Source organism: Sphingomonas daechungensis (assembly GCF_039543105.1).
GTDB classification, from domain to species: domain Bacteria; phylum Pseudomonadota; class Alphaproteobacteria; order Sphingomonadales; family Sphingomonadaceae; genus Sphingomicrobium; species Sphingomicrobium daechungense.
In genome coordinates, this window is record NZ_BAABJC010000001.1 from 521,068 (window position 1) to 538,309 (window position 17,242).

Below are 17,242 nucleotides of genomic sequence, written 5' to 3' on the forward strand. Positions count from 1 at the left end.
CAGTCCTCTTAGGCGGGCACGGTGGAAGTGGTGCGAAGTCTCGGCCTGCGCTCCAGGTCATGAAGCACGCCTCGCGGCCCGCTGTAGGCGAACCAGGTCAGCGCTGCGCAGCTGAGGTAGAAGAACAGGAAGCCCCACAGCGCAGCATCGGCAGTGCCCGTCAGCTGGATCGAAGAGCCGTAGGCTTTCGGAATATAGAAAGCGCCGTACGCGGCGATTGCGGAAGTAAAGCCGATCACCGCCGCGGACTCCCGTTCGGCCTGAGAGCGCCGCTGCGGCTCCGGAACGTTCGGCTCGGTCCGGTCGACCTCGCGCCTCATGATGCCCGGCACCATCTGGAAGGTCGACGCATTGCCGACACCGCTCGCAACGAACAGCAGCAGGACCATCACGAAGAAGCCGCTGAAGCTACGGGCGTCCAGCGACCAGATCATTCCGACGGTCGCTGCAATCTGCACGACGAACACCCAGAAGCTCACGCGTGCGCCGCCATAGCGGTCGGAAACCCAGCCCGTCGCAGCACGCGAAACCGCGCCCAGCAGCGGTCCGATGAACGCATATTTGAGCGCATTCACTTCCGGGAAGACGAGCTTGGCGAGCAGCGGGAAGCCCGCCGACATTCCGATGAAGGTTCCGAAGGTGCCGGTGTACAGCCAGCACATCAGCCAAGTGTGCAGCCGGCCAAAGATCGCGGCCTGGTCGGCGAACGAGGACTTCGCGCTAAGGATGTCGTTCATTCCGAACCACGCGGCGATCGAGCCGAGGATGATCAGCGGCACCCAGACAAATCCCGCATTCTGCATCCAAAGTTGGGCGCCATCAGAAGCGGTCTGCGCCTGTCCGCCGAGTGCCCCGAACAGGCTCATCGTGACGACGACCGGAACGAGGAACTGCATCACGCTCACGCCGAGGTTGCCGAGACCGGCGTTGAGGGCGAGCGCATTCCCCTTCTCCGCCTTGGGGAAGAAAAAGCTGATGTTTGCCATCGAGGAAGCGAAATTGCCGCCGCCAAGCCCGCACAGAAGCGCGAGCACAAGGAAGATGAGATAGGGCGTGTCAGGGGACTGCACCGCATAGCCGATCCCGAATGCGGGAATCAGAAGCGAGCCTGTCGAGAGCGTAGTCCATAGCCTCCCGCCGAAGACCGGCACGAGGAAGGCGTAGAAGATGCGCAGCGTCGCGCCCGACAAACCCGGCAGCGCGGCCAGCCAGAACAATTGGTCGGTCGAGAAGTCGAAGCCGATTGCCGGAAGACGCGCGACGACAACGCTCCAGACCATCCAGACGGCGAAGGAGAGCATCAGGCAATAGGTTGAAATCCACAGGTTTCGCCGCGCGACCGCACGGCCGCCCTTTTTCCAGAATTCCTCGTCCTCGGGACGCCAGTCGGCGATTGGCCCTGCACGACGCGGCGGCACGGTGATCCCGGGCTCTCCAAAGCCTTGCATTTCCGGAAGCTCAGGCACTTGGCCGGGCTCGCCGCGGCGAAGCGCCGCGCGCTCCATCTGGCGAATTGCGAAATGCATCCATGTCAGCGCCACCGAGGCCAGGACGAACAGAAGCACGAAGCAGCTGGTCCACACGCCAGTCAGGTCGAGCAGTGAGCCGAACGCAAGCGGAAGCACGAAGCCGCCGAGGCCGCCGATCATTCCAACGAGGCCGCCGACCGCCCCGACGTGGTTCGGGTAGTAGACGGGAATGTGCTTGAAGACCGCCGCCTTGCCGAGGCTCATGAAGAAGCCGAGCACGAAGATGGTCACGAGGAACGGGACCAGCCCCATCTCGGTGCGGAACGTGATTGGTCCGCGTACACCTTCGATGATGTAGGTGGTCGGCGGATAGGATAGCATGAAGGTGGTGAGCACCGAGATGCCGAAGGTGACGTAGAGCACCGACCGCGCACCGTAGCGGTCGGACAGCTTGCCCCCGTAAATCCGGAACAGGCTTGCCGGAACCGAGTAGAACGCCGCGAGCATGCCGGCGGTCTTTACGTCCAAGTGGTAGACGCCCATCAGGTAACGCGGCAGCCACAAGGCCAGGGCCACGAAAGCTCCAAAGACGAAGAAATAGTAGAGGGCGAAGCGCCAAACCTGCACGTTCTTGAGGGCCGCGAGCTGGCTTGCCATGCTTGCAGCCTTGCGGTGCGACTTGGCCCGCTCGAGCTGTTCCGGGTCCTCCTTCGTGAACATCAGGAAAAGGACCGCCGTCACGGCGAGACCCCCTGCCCATACCTGAGCGACAGCCTGCCAGCCCATGGCGACCATCACGAACGGAGCAAGGAACTTCGTGACGGCCGCGCCGACGTTGCCGGCGCCGAAGATTCCGAGCGCGAGGCCCTGCCGTTCCTTGGGATAGAATTTCGAGACGTACGTCACGCCGACGGAGAAGGCACCGCCCGCGATGCCGACGCCGAGCGCCGCCACCAGCAGCTGGGGATAGGTGTGGGCGTAGGACGTCAGGAACGTCGCTATGGCCCCGAGCACCATGACCGCGGCGAAGACCCGACGGCCGCCGAACTGGTCCGCCCAGACACCAAGAAAGACGCGGGTGAGGGAGCCGGTGAGGATCGGGGTTCCGACGAGCAGGCCGAATTCCGTCTCGGTGAGCCCGAGCTGGTCCTTCACGCCAAGGCCGATGATCGAGAAGATCGTCCAGACGGCGAAGCACACGGTGAAGGCAATGGTGCTGGACCAAAGCGCCTGTTTGGCGCCCTTGGCAGGCTGCTCGCTCGTCCTAACCATTCCAGTTCCCCCGCAATCGGCGAATCGTTGTGCGGTGCCTCTCGCAGCAAGCGTGGGGGAAGGGATTGATCAGAATCATTTGGCGCGCGGCTCAGCCTCCCGTCACGCTCATGTGCCGCTCCACGGCGGGTGCGCCGCCGATGCGGAACTCGTGGCGTCTCGGCTTGCCGGCCAGAAGCCGATCGAGAAGTTCGTCGACCGCGCCCGCGCGTCCCGAACGCAGCGCATCGCGAAGTTCGACTTTCTGGTCGTGGCCGAGGCAACCATAGACGGTCCCCGTCGCCGCGATCCGGATGCGGTTGCAGCCATCGCAGAAATTATTCGTGAGCGGCGTGATGAAACCGACGCGAGAGCGAAGTTCCAGCACGTCATGGTACCGCGACGGCCCGCCCGTTCGCATTGTGCTCGGCACGAGCGTGAAGCGTTCCTCAAGGCGGCGCTTCACTGTGTCCAGCGGCAAGTAATGCGCCGTTCGGTCCTCCTCGACCTCACCCAAGGGCATCGTCTCGATAAGAGTGAGGTCGATCGACATCGCCGCACACCAACGCAGCATGCCCTCGATCTCGTCCTCGTTGATTCCGGCGAGCGCGACCATGTTGATCTTGACGGACAGCCCCGAGGTCAGCGCCGCATCGATACCGCGAAGAACCTGCGCAAGATCGCCGCCGCGCGTGATGTGGCCGAACCGCTCCGGCCGCCGGCTGTCGAGACTGATGTTGATCCGTCTGACGCCTGCGTCATGAAGCTCGCCGGCGAACCGCTCGAGCCGCGTACCGTTCGTCGTCATGACAAGCTCGTCCAGTCCGGCGCCGATCCTTTGGCCAAGCCCCCGTACGACCTCCATGACTCCCTTGCGAACCAGCGGCTCGCCGCCGGTAAGGCGGATCTTCCGGATTCCCCGGGCGATCAGGATGTCCGAAAGCTCGACCATCTCCTCGAGGGTCAGGATCTCGCGCTTGGGCAGGAACTGCATGCGTTCGGCCATGCAATAGCGACAGCGCAGGTCGCAGCGATCGGTGACGGAGAGCCGCACGTAGGTGATCCGTCGACCGAAGCTGTCGACGAGACCATCCGGTTTGTGAGGCGATGCAACCTCGCTCACGGACCTCCCTTCACCGCGCGTCTTCATGCGGCGCTGGCTAGTCCCTCGGTTAGGCCGCCTCGATGATCTGGATCAAGTGGCTGTGTTGGCGATGTCGATAACGCGCTCCAAATGACCGATACGCTGTCGCCAGAGCTCCTCGCGCGGTACGCCGATGCCAGACTTCCCCGCTACACGAGCTATCCCACGGCGCCCCATTTCTCGCCGGACGTCGGCGAAGCACAGTATCGATTCTGGCTCGCGAGTTTGCCTGCGACAGACGCATCTCTGTACCTTCACATCCCCTTCTGCCGCGCCATGTGCTGGTACTGCGGCTGCCACACGACCGTGGCCGCGCGGGAGGCGCCGGTGCTTCGGTACCTGGAGTGCCTGCGCCAGGAGATCGACCTCGTCGCTCGCTACGCTGGCAGTCTGTTGTCCGTCCGCCATGTTCATTTTGGGGGCGGCACCCCGACCCTGATGCCTCCGGAACAGATGCAGTTGACGATGGATCGGCTGAAGACGCATTTCCGCATTGCCGACCAAGCTGAGATCGCCATTGAAATCGACCCGCGCACATTCACTCCGGAAATGGCGACCACCCTTGGCCGGTCCGGCTTCAATCGCGCGAGCATCGGCGTCCAGACATTCGATCTGGGGGTGCAGCAGGCGATCAATCGCGTCCAGAGTTTCGAAGCAACCGAAGCTTCAGTGAGATTGCTTCGCTCGAATGGCGTACGCGCGATCAATTTCGACTTGATCTACGGGCTGCCTGGGCAGACCGTCCAATCGTGCCTCCAGACGGTTGAGCAAGCCCTGGTCCCTCGGCCCGACCGCCTGGCCGTTTTCGGCTATGCGCACGTGCCGTCGTTCAAACCGCATCAGCGCAAGATCGACGGAGCGGCCCTGCCTGATTCGGAGATGCGCTTTGCCCAGTCCCGGGCCATTGCCGAGGCGCTCGTCGGCGCGGGATATGTGGAGATCGGTCTCGATCATTTCGCGCTACCGGACGACCCGCTTGCCAAGGCCTCAGCCAACGGGCGGCTTCATCGCAACTTCCAAGGATACACGACCGACGAGGCCGAGGTGTTGATCGGACTCGGCGCTTCCTCGATCGGCCGCATGCCGCAGGGCTTCGTCCAGAACGAAGTCCGCCTTCCCGAATATGAGCGGCTCGTCCGGCAGTGCCGGCTCCCAGTCGCTCGCGGCTACCGCTTCGCTGGTGAAGATCAGCTGCGCGCCGCGATCATAGAGCGACTCATGTGCGACCAGCACGTGGACCTCGGCGCCGTCTGTCAGGGGTTCGGCGCCGATCCGGCGAAGCTGCTTGCAGCCACGCCGCTGGAATCAATGATCGCCGACGGCCTCGTCGAGCGCGAAGGCGCGCGTCTTTCGGTGACACGCCATGCCCGACCGCTGGTGCGCTCGATCGCCGCAGCGTTCGACGCACATTTGTCAGAAAATGACCGCCACAGCCGGGCAATCTAACTCACCCGTCTTAGGGAAATTCCGTAATCCCCGACAATGCGGCTATTGATATTCGCCAGACCTAGGGGGGCACTCGATGCGGTTACTGACAGTTGGCTCGCTCGCGGTCGCAATCCTGTTCTTGTTTCCGCTGCCCGCATCGGCCCATTGCGACGGTCTCGATGGACCGGTTGTCGCTGCGGCGCGCAAGGCGCTTCAATCTGGCGATCCGAATTCCGTCCTGATCTGGGTCCAAGCGAAGGACGAGGCGGAAGTGCGCCGTGCCTTCGCTGAGGCTGTAGCCGTCCGCAAGATCAATGCTGAAGCTCGCGAGCTGGCCGACCGCTACTTCTTCGAGACACTTGTCCGCATGCATCGCGCGGGAGAGGGTGCTCCGTACACGGGCCTCAAGCCCGCCGGCCGGGACCTCGGCCCGGCGATCCCGCTAGCAGACAAGGCAGTCGCGAGCGGCGCGGACGCGGAGTTGGCCACGTTCGCCGCGAAGGAGGTCGAGCAAGGCATCCACGAGAAGTTCGCTGATCTTCAGCGGAAGCGGAACTTTCGCCGGGATGATCTCGCCGCCGGACGCGAATATGTGGCGAGCTACGTCGCATTTGTTCACTATGTCGAAGGACTACACCAGGCGGTGGGCGCCAACGCAGCCGGTCATTATGCCGAAGGCCAGCGGGAACCCGTAGAGCACCACGAATGAGCATTAGCGGTGACCCGCCGGCCGTGGCAGCGCGTGTGCCGACGGAGAAAGAGAGACGAGAAGCCGTCCCCACACGCCAGTGGATCAGGGTGTGGGACCTGCCGCTCCGCGTCTTTCACTGGGCATTAGTGCTCACCATCGCGGTCGCCTTCCTCTCCTCCGAGGAGGACAGCGCATTGAACGACTGGCACGTGCTGTCGGGCTGGGTTGCCGCAGTCCTACTGGCATTTCGGCTGGTATGGGGTTTCATCGGGGGAGAGCACAGCCGCTTTTCGGACTTTATTCGACCCTCCCGCATTGCCGGTCACATCGCGGGTCTCGTGAATGGTCGTAGAGGATCCGACCTTGGCCATAATCCGCTCGGGGCCGTTGCGGTGGTGCTCCTGCTTGCACTCACTGGAGTCACTGTCTGGACGGGCGCATTCGGTGGCGAAGCGTCGGAAGACTTGCATGAACTGGTCGCCTGGACTCTGCTCGCGGTGATCGGCCTTCATATCGCCGCAGTCGTCGTCATGTCCTTGATCGAGAAAGAGAATCTCCCGCGAGCAATGATAAGCGGCGACAAGCCGGCGACGCGTCACCCCGGTGCCGTTGACGCAAGGCGTCCATCCATCCCCGCCTTGCTTGCCGCAACGATCGTAATTGTCGGGACGATTCTCGCGATCCTCCAGTATGATCCTCAGGCATTCATGCCCCGAAGTGCCGAAGCTTTCGAGCATCGCACTGAAACCGGCGCCGAACCTTCGCAAGCGGTCGAGGAAGAGCGGGAAGAGGACTAAGGGCGCTTACCAAGCCGCGAGGATCCCGCTTAACCGCATTTCGAATAGCCGCAGTCGAGGCAATTGTTGCAGCCTTCGACTTTCACGAGGGCCGATGCGCCGCACTGCGGGCATTGCGGCATTGCCTTGGTTGCGGCCATCGCGAACGCGTTGGGAGGTGCCACTTCCGGCAGCAGTCCGCCCAAGTGCCGCTCGACGATGTCGCCGATCGCGGCGAGCAGCGAGGGCACGTATCGGCCCTGCATCCAGGCACCGCCACGCGGATCGAAGACGGCCTTGAGCTCCTCGGCGACGAAGGCGACGTCCGAGCTGCGCCGGAAGACCGCCGAGATCATCCGCGTCAGGCCCAGTGTCCACGCATAATGCTCCATGTTCTTGGAGTTGATGAACATCTCGAACGGCCGCCGTTGGCCGTCCTGGTCGACGTCGTTGATCGTAACGTAAACTGCATGCGCGCTTTCGGGCCATTTGAGCTTGTACGTGGTGCCGTAAAGCTGATCAGCGCGCGGCGCCAAAGGCTCCTCGCTCTTCAGTTCTGTCGACGCCATGCCCGTTACGCTCAGCACCGAGCCGGTAACGGCGTTCGGCCGGTACGTCGTGAGCCCCTTGCACCCCAGATGATAGCCCTCGACGTAAATGTCGGCGAACTCCTCGAAGCTGATATCCTCCGGGCAGTTCACGGTCTTCGAAATCGAGCTGTCGATGAGCGCCTGCGCCGCGGCCTGCATCGTCAGATGATCGGCAGGCGAGAGAGTCTGAGCGCTGACGAACAGATCGTCGGGCGGAGGGATGTCACCTTTGACCTGCCGCCAAACGCGCATGGCATAATCCTCGACTTTTTCTTCTCGCTTCGTACCGTCGGGCTGAAGTATTTTTCGAGTGTAGGAATAGGCAAAAACCGGCTCGATTCCGGAAGAGACATTACCCGCTAGCAACGATGTCGTTCCGGTGGGGGCAATCGACGTGAGGCAACCGTTGCGAAGTCCGTTCTCAGCGATGAGCGCGCGCGTGCCCTCATCCAGATCGGCGAGGTTCGACCGCTCGAGCATGCTCGGATCGTAGAGAGGGAAGGCACCCTTCTCGCCCGCCAGGCGCGCGGACGCGCGATAGGCTTCGCGCTTCATAATGCCGAGCCAGCGACGCGTGAGGTCCACCGCTTCGCTGCTTCCGTAAGCCGCGTCGCAAAAGAGCAAAGCATCGGCGAGGCCCGTGATTCCAAGGCCAATGCGCCGTTTGGCCTTCGCTTCGGCCTCCTGCTCCGGCAGCGGGTATCGCGAGATGTCGATGACGTTGTCGAGCATGCGAACAGCCGTGTGCGTGAGTTCGGCGAGCTTCGTTTCGTCGAGCCTCCCGCCCTCGAACGGGCTCTGGACGAGCCGAGCGAGGTTGATCGATCCCAGTAGGCACGCGCCATATGGCGGCAACATCTGCTCGCCACAGGGGTTGCTGGCGCTGATCGTCTCGCAATGCGCAAGATTGTTCGCCGCATTCACCCGGTCGACGAAGATCACCCCCGGCTCTGCTGCGTCGTAGCTCGCGCGCATGAGCCTCTCCCAAAGCTCACGCGCGCGAACCGTCCGCGCCGTCTCCCCCTGGAAGACAAGGGGCCAGTCCCCATCGCTTCCGAGCGCAGACATGAATCTGTCGGTGACCAGGACCGACAGGTTGAAATTGCGGAATCGGGCCGGGTCCCGCTTGGCGTCGATGAACGCTTCGATGTCGGGGTGATCGATGCGCAGACAGCCCATCATGGCCCCGCGGCGCTGGCCGGCGGAGTGGACGGTCCGGCACATGGAGTCCCAGCAATCCATGAACGTCAGCGGTCCGGAGGCATCGGCGCCGACCCCGTGCACGGGACTTCCCGCGGGGCGGATCGTCGAAAAGTCCATTCCGACTCCGCCACCTTGCTGCATCGTCAGCGCCGCCTGCTTCAGATGCTCGAAAATGCCGTCGAGGCTGTCGGGGATCGTCCCCATGACGAAGCAGTTGAACAGGGTAACGCTTCGGTCCGTGCCCGCGCCAGCGAGGACCCGTCCCGCCGGAATGAAACGCATGTCCGCGATGGCGTCGCCGAAGCGTGTTTCCCATCGGTCGCGCAGTTCGGGAACTTCGGCCCCCGCGACGGCACGCGCGACTCTCTCGGCGGTTTCCTCGAAGCTGCCGTCACCCGCCCCCTCGCTGGTTTTGAAGCGATACTTGGCAGTCCAGATCTCTTCCGCGAGCGCGACATCGAACACGATTATTCCCCCCTCCACATGGCTTGGAGGGGAGCTTGGCAGCCATGAGACGACGCGCTTTGATCTAGCGCAATCGTGCGTCTCAGAGCTTGCCGTCGATCCGAGGTTTCGACAGGATCGGGCCGTAGGCGACGAGGAAGAGCAGGAAGGCACCCATCCAGGCTGCGCCCGCCACTTCTATGCCCATGCGATAGTCGAGAAGGCCGAGCGGTGCTGTGACCCGCAGCAGCGCGCCGGCTGTGACCAATACGTAGGCGGCTTGCGTGAGCAGGCTCGCCCGAAGTTCACGGCCTGTATGACCCAGTGTGGCGCGGCTCATGACTGCCAGGATCATTGTCGCCATCGCGCCGGCGGTCAGGGCATGGACGGCCGTGGATCGAGGGATCGGCGCGCCGAAATCGACCGCGGCCAGGAGGGCGAGGCCGATCGGTACCCAAAGGTACCCGACGTGAAGGATGAGCACGAGCGGATCGGCGAAAGTCTTCCACCCTTTCCAGCGCGCAAGCCGTGCGGCCTGACCTGCCGCCGCGACGGCAAACAATGTGCCGGTGAGCCATCCCGGCGGTGCCGTGATCCACGCCAGGAAGGCGAAGGCCGTGAGGCCGATAATGGCCATGTCGAAGGGCGCCGGCTGTCCCGGCAATCCCTCCCGCAGGCCCTGTTTGCTGAGCCAGTTCCGCGTGAACGACGGAATGATTCGACCGCCGATGAGCGAAATGAGGATGATCACCAACGCGACTGCGCATTTCCAAGCATGGTCGGCATCGATCAGCCCCGCCGCCCCCCCATGATCGGCGGCGTCGACAAGCCCGAAAAGGAAGATCAGCCCGACGACCGGCAGATTGCGGTTCTTCGACTCGAGCACTTCGCGCGCAGCAACCGCTGTCAGCACCATAAAGAAACCGACATCGATCGCCGCTGCGACGACAGCTCCGATCGCGGCGGAGAAAAGGACGGCCAGGCGCCCCGCGACCCAAAGTCCGAACAATGCCGCCAGCGGCGGACCTGCAATTGGCAGGCGCCCGGTCCAATTGGGCACTGCAGTCAGCAGGAAGCCGCCGACGACTGCCCCGACGAAACCGAAGAGCATCTCGTGGCGGTGCCATGCGAGCGGATCGAACGCGGTTGGCAGTTGAACAGCGCCCGCGAGCGCCAGAAGCCACAGCGTCAGGGCAACGACCGCCCAGAGCGACCCTCCGAAAAAGAAGGGCCTGAAGCCGCCCCGCAGGAAAGGCGGCGCGGCGGCCATTCGCGCATAGCGAAGCGCCAACATCTGCTCACCGCGAGTCTGCACCGAATCCTCCATCCTCGCCGCTCCTGCCGGGTAGCGGCACGCTGCCTGAAAACTGCGTCAAAATCCGATCGACGACGTAAGCTTGGTGAATACCCGACCGTCGCGATTGGATTTGACCTAAATCAAAAAGCGTCTTTGCGAGCGCAGTTAAGCCGACTTCAGACAAGGAGTCGGACATATGACACGCCAGATCGACCATGCGAAACTGCTTGCCCGCGAAGAAGTCGTTTCTCCCCCAACTCCCCGTGCTTGCGTCGACCAAGGGTTCGAGCTCCCGCCGGCGATATTCCGCGCGATGGCCGCACTGTTTTTCGGCTTCCTGGCAGTCCTCACTGTCGGTCTCGCGGAGCCGCACCTCATCGTCCCAATGGGCGTCAACTTCGCATTCCTCACCACATTCTTCGCGGTGCCCGCGCTATTTGCCGGGCAAGCCGGTGGCGCTTCCCGCTCGCGCCCCCTGTCCGAATTCATGCGGAAGGGGATCGAAACAGCAACCGGTCACAGCTCGGGCGGCGAGGCGATGGTACTGGTGCTCATCCTACCGGCGCTGATCTTCTGTTGGGCGGTTGCGATCGTAACGATCGTCGCTTTGGTGTAACCGGAGTCCGGCCGCCGCTCTATGATGCTGACGCCGGCGAGGCGGCCGCCACGGGGCGGGGTCTAATTGATCCTTGCACTCTAGATTTGGGCGAGACGACAATAGGGTTTAGCGGAACGAATATTTCCCAGTGATCTGAGTGCCCATCATATTCATGTCCGGTGCGCCATTCCGTTCAATGCGTTCGTCAGTCGGCGGATGACCAGTGGATGTGGACGATCTTCCATGCTCCGCCGCTGCGGCGAAGCACCATGGTTTCGGTCGTGACGACATCGATTGGCTTGCCCTTGTAGGTGCCGGTCGTACGGCCTTCGCTGGCGATCCAGGCGAGATCGCCGGCCAGTTCACCGGTCCGGCGCGTTACTTCGCTCAAGACGGCCTGGCTGAACGCGGAGTCGGCGCTGAGATGGTGCGACGCATATTCCGCTTTGCCGCGCTCGACGCCGCCGGCTTCGAAGATGACGGCATTATCGGCGAGGAAGCCGAGTGCACTGTCGGTGTCGCCACGCGTGAGAGCAGCGTGGAAACCATCCACGACTGCCGCGGCAGGTTGCACCGTCCGATCAAGAGCCGCATCCACTGATGCGGGCTTGTGCTGCTCAGGATGAGCCGCGGCTGCGCTAGCCAACAAGATTCCAAATGCGAACTTCAGTGCCGAATGCATCTCCAACCCCTCTCAATCGATCATCAGAACCAAGTCCGCAGGCCTACGACAAAGCTGAGACTGCTCGGATCGTCGCCATCGGCTCGAAGGAAGCGCCGGGTATCGCCGAAGGCATGTTCGTAGCTAAGACCCGCGTACGGCGCGAGATTGGGCGTGACCTGGTAGCGCAGCCGCAATCCCACCTCGGCCTTCGACAGCCCTGAACCGACGCGCTCTTGCGGGATATCCTGCAGAGACAGGTCGACCTCCGCACGTGGCTGAAGGATCAGATTTTGCGTAATGCGAACATCGTGCTCCGCTTCGGCCCGGGCCGTCACGTCTCCCTTATCGGAGAGGAAAGCCGCGGCATCCAACTCAATCCAGTACGGCAGCAAGCCCTGCACCCCGACCACCAGGCGGCCGCGGGTGTCCGGCTGTGCATCGAAGCGAACGCCGGTCTGGACGTCGAACCAGGGATCGACCGCATGGCTCCAGAGCGCCTGGAATTCCGCCTGCTCCGGCTTGCTACCGTAAGCGCCTTCGATCTCGGTCTTCAGCCACAGCTTGTCGATGTCGCCGCCGTACCAGCCTTCCGCATTCAGGAAGTAGCCGTCGCGACCGCTTCGAAAACGCGTTTCCAGCTGGTCGACCAGGATCTTCGACATCAGCATCTTGCCATGCTCGTTGAAGAGCACGGCGCGCCCATCCGCCATCGCGTCCTTGCCCCAGGCGGTGTCCGCGGCGTTCTCGGGTCCCTGCAATGCTTCCGGAGGCGGCGGCCCGACCGGAACGTCAACCGCCGTCGCGCTCATGTCGTGGCCGGCATGCTCAGCAGAGGGCTCGTTCGGCATGACGTGCCCAGCGTGCGGGTCGGTGACCGGCATGTCGTGGCCCGCATGCGGGTCGGCCTGCGCTTTCGGCATATCCATCCTGGACGTGCCTGACATATCGTGCCCGGCATGGGGGTCCGCTGCTGGTTCCGCCGGAGGCTTCTTCGCCGTCGGCTTCTTCGCTGGCGGCTTCTTCGTTGGCGGCGCCTTCTTTGACGAAGGCTTCTTGGATGCCGGCTTCTTGGCGGTCGCCTTTTTGGGTGAAGGCGTTTTCGCCGCCGGCGTCTTGGCCGGTGCGGGCATCTTCATGCCGGGCATATCGTGGCCGGCATGCTGCGCCATGGCCGGTGAGGCCGTGAGTGCAGACGCAGCAAGGAGGAGGATCAGGCGCTTCATGACTCGCCTCCTTCCAGGGGGCGGACCTTCACGACGCGCATCATCCCAGCGTGCATGTGGTAGAGTAAATGGCAGTGGAACGCCCAGTCGCCCGGAGCGTCGGCGGTCATGTCGAGATCGACAAAACTGCCCGGAAGCACGCGGACGGTGTGCTTCATCGGCTGGTGCGAGCCATGGCCGTTCACGAGCTGCCAGAAGTGACCGTGGATGTGCATTGGATGGGTCATCATGGTGTCGTTGATGAGCCGCATCCGCACCCGTTCGTTCCGCGCCAGCCGGTACGGCTCCGGACGCTCGGACAATTGCTCGCCGTCCATCGACCACATGAAGCGCTCCATGTTGCCGGTGAGATGGATATCGATGCGCCGGGTCGGCCCCCGCATGTCCTTGAATGGCTTGAGCGCAACCAGGTCGCGGTAATTCAGGACCTTGTGACCCACGTCGTCCAGCCCGATGCCGGGATGGCCCGTGCGGTCCGTTGGCATGGGGGCGATCATGTCGACGCCGACGCCAACCGGAAAATCGACCTTCGACTTGTCGCGCATGTTCATTGCGCTGTGATCGGTCGGCGCAGGTGCCGGCGAGCCGGCGGCGGCGCTCGCTCCGTGACCTGTGTGATCCATCCCCGGCATCGACGAACCGGCCGGGCCGTGGCTCATGCCCATATCCGCCATGCGCAAGACCGGCCTTTCGCGAAGTGCCGGAGCGGCGGCGCGCATGCCAGGGCGCGGAGCCAAAGTCGCGAGGCCTTGTCCTGAACGATCGATGGTCTCCGCGACGATCGTGTAGGCCTGGTCCTCAGGCTCGACGATGACGTCGTACGTCTCGGCATTGCCGATCTGGAATTCCTCGACCTCGACCGGACGCACATTGATTCCGTCGGCTTGAACGACGGTCATTCGCAGGCCGGGGATGCGGAAGTTGTAGATGGTCTGGGTCGCCGCATTGATGACCCGGAGGCGAACCCGCTCGCCCGCTCGAAACAGGCCGGTCCAGTTCTCTGCCGCCGAATGGCCGTTGATCAGGTAGGTGTAGGCCGCCGCCGTGACGTCCGCGATGTCGGTTGGGTCCATCCGCATCCGGGCGAACATCGCCCGCTCTTCCGGCGTCAGAGGATTGGCTCCCTTCAGCCGATCCTCCAGCGTCAGCTTCTGCCGATTGAAGAAGCCGCCCTCCTGCTTGAGGCGGGTGAAGATCATATGCGGGTGCAGGAAGCTCCAGTCCGAAAGAACGATCACATGTTCACGGTCGAAGCTGACTGGGTCGGACTCGGCCGGGTCGAAGATGATCGGACCGTAATGGCCGAGCTGTTCCTGGAGCCCGGAGTGGCTGTGATACCAGTAGGTCCCGGACTGAATGATCGGGAACTCGTACACGAACGTCGAATGGGCCTTGATTCCGGGAAAGCTGACGCCCGGAACGCCGTCCATCTGGAAGGGAACCAGCACCCCATGCCAGTGGATCGACGTGTCCTCGTCCAGCTCGTTCTTCACCGTGATCCGAACATTCTGTCCCTCGCGAAGTCGAACGAGCGGACCCGGAATCGTGCCGTTCATGGTGACGGCATGCGCGATCCGGCCATCGACATTGAACGCCGAGTTTCCGACCGTGATGGCAATGTCGTTTCCGCTAAGCGTGCTGGACCCCTTCGCGGCGGCCAGCCCCGGGCTGACGCCCATCGCCCACCCGGGGTAAGCGCCAGCGAGACCGGCTGCTGCAGCGCTTCCCGCAAGGAAATTGCGTCGATCGAGCAAGATCATGAGTATCGCCTAACCAATGGAGTGCGGACGCCGGACGCCCGCGCGGTGTTCGGATGGCTGAAAGGCGCCGCCCCCTCGGAGCGGCGCCTGCCAGATCAGTGCGAGTGGCCCTCGTGGGTGTCAGCGGACGCAGCCGGCGCTTCGGCCTTCTTGTCCATGCACTCCATCTTGCCGTCCTTGCCCTTCATCTTCTCGCAGCAATCCTTGCAGTCATGCTTGTCGTGCATGCCCTGCATCTTGCTGTGGTCCATGCCCTGGTGCTGGGCGTGGTTGGCGTGAGGATCAGCGACTGGCGCCGTCTGGGCGGCAGCCGGAACGGCGATGACGAGCGCGAGCGCTCCGATGAACGTCTTCATGTGAAAATCTCCAAACTGAACGTGAAAACTGAAATCTCAGTCTTCACGCCCGCCTTGGAGGAGGAGTCGCGATCTCAAGCTCGTTGTCGCTCACGGCCTTGGTCGCGATGACGAACCGCGGTGGCTCGGGCTTGAGTTCAGCATAGCCGACCTCGGAATACGCCGCCGGCAATGCGCTGCAGGAAGCACAATGCATGCTCATCTTGGCAGGAGCATCCGCCGGCTTCTGGTGGTCACCGCAATGGCCGTCAGTCGCAGCCACCGGTTCGCCAACCTGCGCGTTGGCAATGCCGCCCATGCCGAAGGGCATGAGGAACAAGCCGACGAGCGTCAGAAGCCTGAGAACGGCCGAAGTCATTGCGCCCACATAGGTCGCCGAACCTTTACGGGCAATGACCATCGGCTCGGCCCTTGACTCATGCACCCATTCCGTCCCCCAATGGTCCGATCCGGAAGTCTTGGGGTTACTCCGTGCGGCCTTGTACGAATTGGCGTCTCGCGAAAGCTGTTATCTCGGCGGCCTCGATTGCCGTGGTCACCGGATGCGCGACCGTCCCGCCGCCGCCCAACGCGGTCAGCGAATTCGCTCTCGACTCATCGACAAACTACATTGTTGAGGCTCAGGCGCGCGGCCGGTTGCTGCGGCTGAAGGTCGATCCGGGCGCTCCCTACTTCGTACTGCTCAATGACAAGGTCGCGAAGGAGCTTCGGCTGGTCAGCACCAAATCGGCGACCCTCGCCGTCGGGCCGCTCCGGCTGAAAGCCAACACGCGCAACGAGAAACTGACGATCCGCGGAGAGACATCCGCGAAGCCAGTGATGTGGGTGAAAGGCGAAGCGATTCCGGACGCAGACGGCGTTATCAATCCCGCCAATCTGCCGGGCAACGGCGTCACCCTGAAGCTTCGCGAAGCCGCGGCCGACGAACAGGTCATCCAGCTGCCGATGCGCTTCGACCGGCAGCGCGGGCTTTACTACGAATTCGACTATGGCGGGCAGCTCATCCTGACGCGGTTCACGCTCGAGGACCGGCTGACAACGACGACCGGCGCCGCGGCCTCCGTGATATCCAAGCGACGAAGCGGATTGTGGGAGGGCGGTCCCTTCGTTCACCAGGTCAGGTTCGGGGTACCGCGGCCGGTGCGAAGGATGGTGCTCGGCCAGACTCTCTCCGTGAAGGGCTTCCCGCTCAACGAGTTCGCCGTCCGCGTGATGGACGATCGCGGCTCCTATTTGCTCCCCGACAAGCAGGTCGCGAGTGAAGACGCCGATGCGGATGAAACGGAAGGCAGTGGCATTGTCGTCACCGGCAAGGGCAAGCGCAGCTACGGTGCAGCACATTTCTGGCTGATGGTCGGAAGCGATGCTTTGTCCCGCTGCAGCAGCCTCACCTATCAGGCCAGGCATTTGATTTTGCGCTGCTCAACGGCGCGAACCTAATTCAGGAAAGAAAGGCGATCTTATGAAGAGCCCAGTTCTGCTTGCCACGGCGGCCCTCGCGATGTCGCTTCCCACCGGTGCCCCGTCGGCCACCCCGCCCGCGCCGACCGCGCTGCAAGCCTTCGGTGTGTGTGCCACCAAGAACTACGAAGGTGCGGAGCTGTTGGCGACGCAGCCCGGATCGCCCGAAGAAGCCGAAGTCATCGCCGAATACGGAAGCCGGTCTTGCTCTCCTCCGACCAGCGAGGCCGGGATCCTCCGCGGTGCCGTCGCCGAGCAATTGTTCAAAACGGATTTCGGAACGATCGGCGGTCGCCCCAAGCGCGACCTGATCGAAGTTTTCACCGTGGACATGAATGAGCTTGCCGCACTGGGAACCGACGCCAAAAGGCGGATCGATTACGTCGCATTCGGAACCTGCGTTGCGGCCTCCGACCCCGACAATGCTTCGGCGCTCCTCAAGACGGCGGCGGGAAGCGCGGAAGAGCGGCAGGTGATGGTCACCATGGTGCCGAAATATGCTGCCTGCGTTTCCGAGGGCGATACGTTCAACCTCTCGCGCGCGGACCTGCGCAGCGCGCTGGCCGAAGGCGCATACCGCCTGGCCCTGTCGCAATCCCTCAACCAGGAAGTGATCGTCACCGGCACTCGCGATCCGTCGAAAAGTGTGCAGTGCAAGCAGATCGAATCGCCGGGAACGCACCTTCGCAAGAGCGTCTGCATGACCGAGGCCAACTGGGCCGCTCGCGAGCGCGAGAATGAATTTCAGGCCAAGGAAGACCAGCGCCACTTCCGTGAATATCAGGAACGGCTCCAGACCTGCATCACCTATTCGCTCGGAGGTGACGGCAGCCGGCCTCCCTGCCGCATGAACTGACCTCGCCGGCGCAAGGAGGGAACCGCGTCCG

At 63.2% G+C, this 17,242-nt stretch carries 15 protein-coding genes; 6 read left to right on the plus strand and 9 right to left on the minus strand.

Going from position 1 to position 17,242, the window contains the following annotated elements:
• Nucleotides 1–8 precede the first annotated feature (8 nt).
• Nucleotides 9–2,741 carry a nitrate/nitrite transporter gene (locus ABD928_RS02630; protein ID WP_345165809.1) on the minus strand — a complete coding sequence of 911 codons (2,733 nt, stop codon included), beginning with the start codon at nt 2,739–2,741 and terminating at the stop codon, nt 9–11.
• A gap of 91 nt (nt 2,742–2,832) precedes the next feature.
• The gene (moaA, locus tag ABD928_RS02635; protein ID WP_223276247.1) at nt 2,833–3,843 is read right to left on the minus strand and encodes a GTP 3',8-cyclase MoaA; all 1,011 of its coding nucleotides are present in this window, start codon (nt 3,841–3,843) and stop codon (nt 2,833–2,835) included.
• 111 nt (nt 3,844–3,954) lie between these two features.
• Between moaA and hemN the strand changes: the two genes are divergently transcribed.
• The 3 genes from hemN (at nt 3,955) to ABD928_RS02650 (ending at nt 6,780) form a co-directional block, all read left to right on the plus strand.
• On the plus strand, nt 3,955–5,310 hold the full coding sequence (gene hemN / locus ABD928_RS02640; RefSeq protein ID WP_345165814.1) for an oxygen-independent coproporphyrinogen III oxidase: 1,356 nt from the start codon (nt 3,955–3,957) through the stop codon (nt 5,308–5,310).
• Nucleotides 5,311–5,386: 76 nt separating this feature from the next.
• Entirely contained in the window at nt 5,387–6,001 is a 615-nt protein-coding gene (locus ABD928_RS02645) for a DUF6448 family protein (protein ID WP_223276248.1), read from the plus strand.
• On the plus strand, nt 5,998–6,780 hold the full coding sequence (locus ABD928_RS02650; protein WP_345165817.1) for a cytochrome b/b6 domain-containing protein: 783 nt from the start codon (nt 5,998–6,000) through the stop codon (nt 6,778–6,780). Before ABD928_RS02645 ends, ABD928_RS02650 begins: the two co-directional genes overlap by 4 nt.
• A gap of 29 nt (nt 6,781–6,809) precedes the next feature.
• On the opposite strand, the gene ABD928_RS02655 is transcribed toward ABD928_RS02650, so the two are convergent.
• Both ABD928_RS02655 and ABD928_RS02660 read right to left on the minus strand, forming a co-directional pair.
• Entirely contained in the window at nt 6,810–9,017 is a 2,208-nt protein-coding gene (locus ABD928_RS02655; RefSeq protein WP_345165820.1) for an adenosylcobalamin-dependent ribonucleoside-diphosphate reductase, read from the minus strand.
• 82 nt (nt 9,018–9,099) lie between these two features.
• Complete coding sequence (locus ABD928_RS02660) at nt 9,100–10,323, minus strand: NnrS family protein (RefSeq protein ID WP_345165823.1); 1,224 nt, start codon at nt 10,321–10,323, stop codon at nt 9,100–9,102.
• Between the two features lie 166 nt (nt 10,324–10,489).
• Here ABD928_RS02660 and ABD928_RS02665 point away from each other — a divergent pair, with 166 nt between their 5' ends.
• Nucleotides 10,490–10,909 carry a hypothetical protein gene (locus tag ABD928_RS02665; protein ID WP_345165827.1) on the plus strand — a complete coding sequence of 140 codons (420 nt, stop codon included), beginning with the start codon at nt 10,490–10,492 and terminating at the stop codon, nt 10,907–10,909.
• 187 nt (nt 10,910–11,096) lie between these two features.
• Here ABD928_RS02665 and ABD928_RS02670 read toward each other — a convergent pair whose 3' ends face one another.
• From ABD928_RS02670 to ABD928_RS02690, 5 genes are all read right to left on the minus strand, one after another.
• The gene (locus ABD928_RS02670; protein WP_345165830.1) at nt 11,097–11,540 is read right to left on the minus strand and encodes a YybH family protein; all 444 of its coding nucleotides are present in this window, start codon (nt 11,538–11,540) and stop codon (nt 11,097–11,099) included.
• Nucleotides 11,541–11,596: 56 nt separating this feature from the next.
• Nucleotides 11,597–12,778 carry a copper resistance protein B gene (locus ABD928_RS02675; RefSeq protein WP_345165833.1) on the minus strand — a complete coding sequence of 394 codons (1,182 nt, stop codon included), beginning with the start codon at nt 12,776–12,778 and terminating at the stop codon, nt 11,597–11,599.
• The gene (locus tag ABD928_RS02680; protein ID WP_345165836.1) at nt 12,775–14,538 is read right to left on the minus strand and encodes a copper resistance system multicopper oxidase; all 1,764 of its coding nucleotides are present in this window, start codon (nt 14,536–14,538) and stop codon (nt 12,775–12,777) included. The genes ABD928_RS02675 and ABD928_RS02680 overlap by 4 nt, the downstream gene beginning before the upstream one ends.
• 95 nt (nt 14,539–14,633) lie before the next feature.
• Nucleotides 14,634–14,894 carry a hypothetical protein gene (locus ABD928_RS02685; protein WP_187714332.1) on the minus strand — a complete coding sequence of 87 codons (261 nt, stop codon included), beginning with the start codon at nt 14,892–14,894 and terminating at the stop codon, nt 14,634–14,636.
• Between the two features lie 43 nt (nt 14,895–14,937).
• Nucleotides 14,938–15,252, minus strand: coding sequence for a hypothetical protein (locus tag ABD928_RS02690; RefSeq protein ID WP_345165841.1), 315 nt, complete (start codon nt 15,250–15,252; stop codon nt 14,938–14,940).
• A 173-nt stretch (nt 15,253–15,425) separates the two neighbouring features.
• On the opposite strand from ABD928_RS02690, the gene ABD928_RS02695 reads away from it, so the two are divergent.
• Entirely contained in the window at nt 15,426–16,334 is a 909-nt protein-coding gene (locus ABD928_RS02695; RefSeq protein WP_187714334.1) for a hypothetical protein, read from the plus strand.
• 22 nt (nt 16,335–16,356) lie between these two features.
• Nucleotides 16,357–17,211, plus strand: a complete 855-nt coding sequence (locus ABD928_RS02700; RefSeq protein WP_345165845.1) for a hypothetical protein — start codon at nt 16,357–16,359, stop codon at nt 17,209–17,211.
• Nucleotides 17,212–17,242: the final 31 nt, after the last annotated feature.

Excerpts from the sequence above, each read along its gene's own strand:
- ABD928_RS02685 (WP_187714332.1), bottom strand. The coding sequence starts at position 14,894 with ATGAAGACGTTCATCGGAGCGCTCGCGCTCGTCATCGCCGTTCCGGCT.
- ABD928_RS02690 (WP_345165841.1), bottom strand. The coding sequence starts at position 15,252 with ATGACTTCGGCCGTTCTCAGGCTTCTGACGCTCGTCGGCTTGTTCCTC.
- ABD928_RS02645 (WP_223276248.1), top strand. The coding sequence starts at position 5,387 with ATGCGGTTACTGACAGTTGGCTCGCTCGCGGTCGCAATCCTGTTCTTG.
- hemN (WP_345165814.1), top strand. The coding sequence starts at position 3,955 with ATGACCGATACGCTGTCGCCAGAGCTCCTCGCGCGGTACGCCGATGCC.
- ABD928_RS02665 (WP_345165827.1), top strand. The coding sequence starts at position 10,490 with ATGACACGCCAGATCGACCATGCGAAACTGCTTGCCCGCGAAGAAGTC.
- ABD928_RS02630 (WP_345165809.1), bottom strand. The coding sequence starts at position 2,741 with ATGGTTAGGACGAGCGAGCAGCCTGCCAAGGGCGCCAAACAGGCGCTT.
- ABD928_RS02660 (WP_345165823.1), bottom strand. The coding sequence starts at position 10,323 with ATGGAGGATTCGGTGCAGACTCGCGGTGAGCAGATGTTGGCGCTTCGC.
- ABD928_RS02675 (WP_345165833.1), bottom strand. The coding sequence starts at position 12,778 with ATGAAGCGCCTGATCCTCCTCCTTGCTGCGTCTGCACTCACGGCCTCA.
- ABD928_RS02650 (WP_345165817.1), top strand. The coding sequence starts at position 5,998 with ATGAGCATTAGCGGTGACCCGCCGGCCGTGGCAGCGCGTGTGCCGACG.
- ABD928_RS02700 (WP_345165845.1), top strand. The coding sequence starts at position 16,357 with ATGAAGAGCCCAGTTCTGCTTGCCACGGCGGCCCTCGCGATGTCGCTT.
- ABD928_RS02680 (WP_345165836.1), bottom strand. The coding sequence starts at position 14,538 with ATGATCTTGCTCGATCGACGCAATTTCCTTGCGGGAAGCGCTGCAGCA.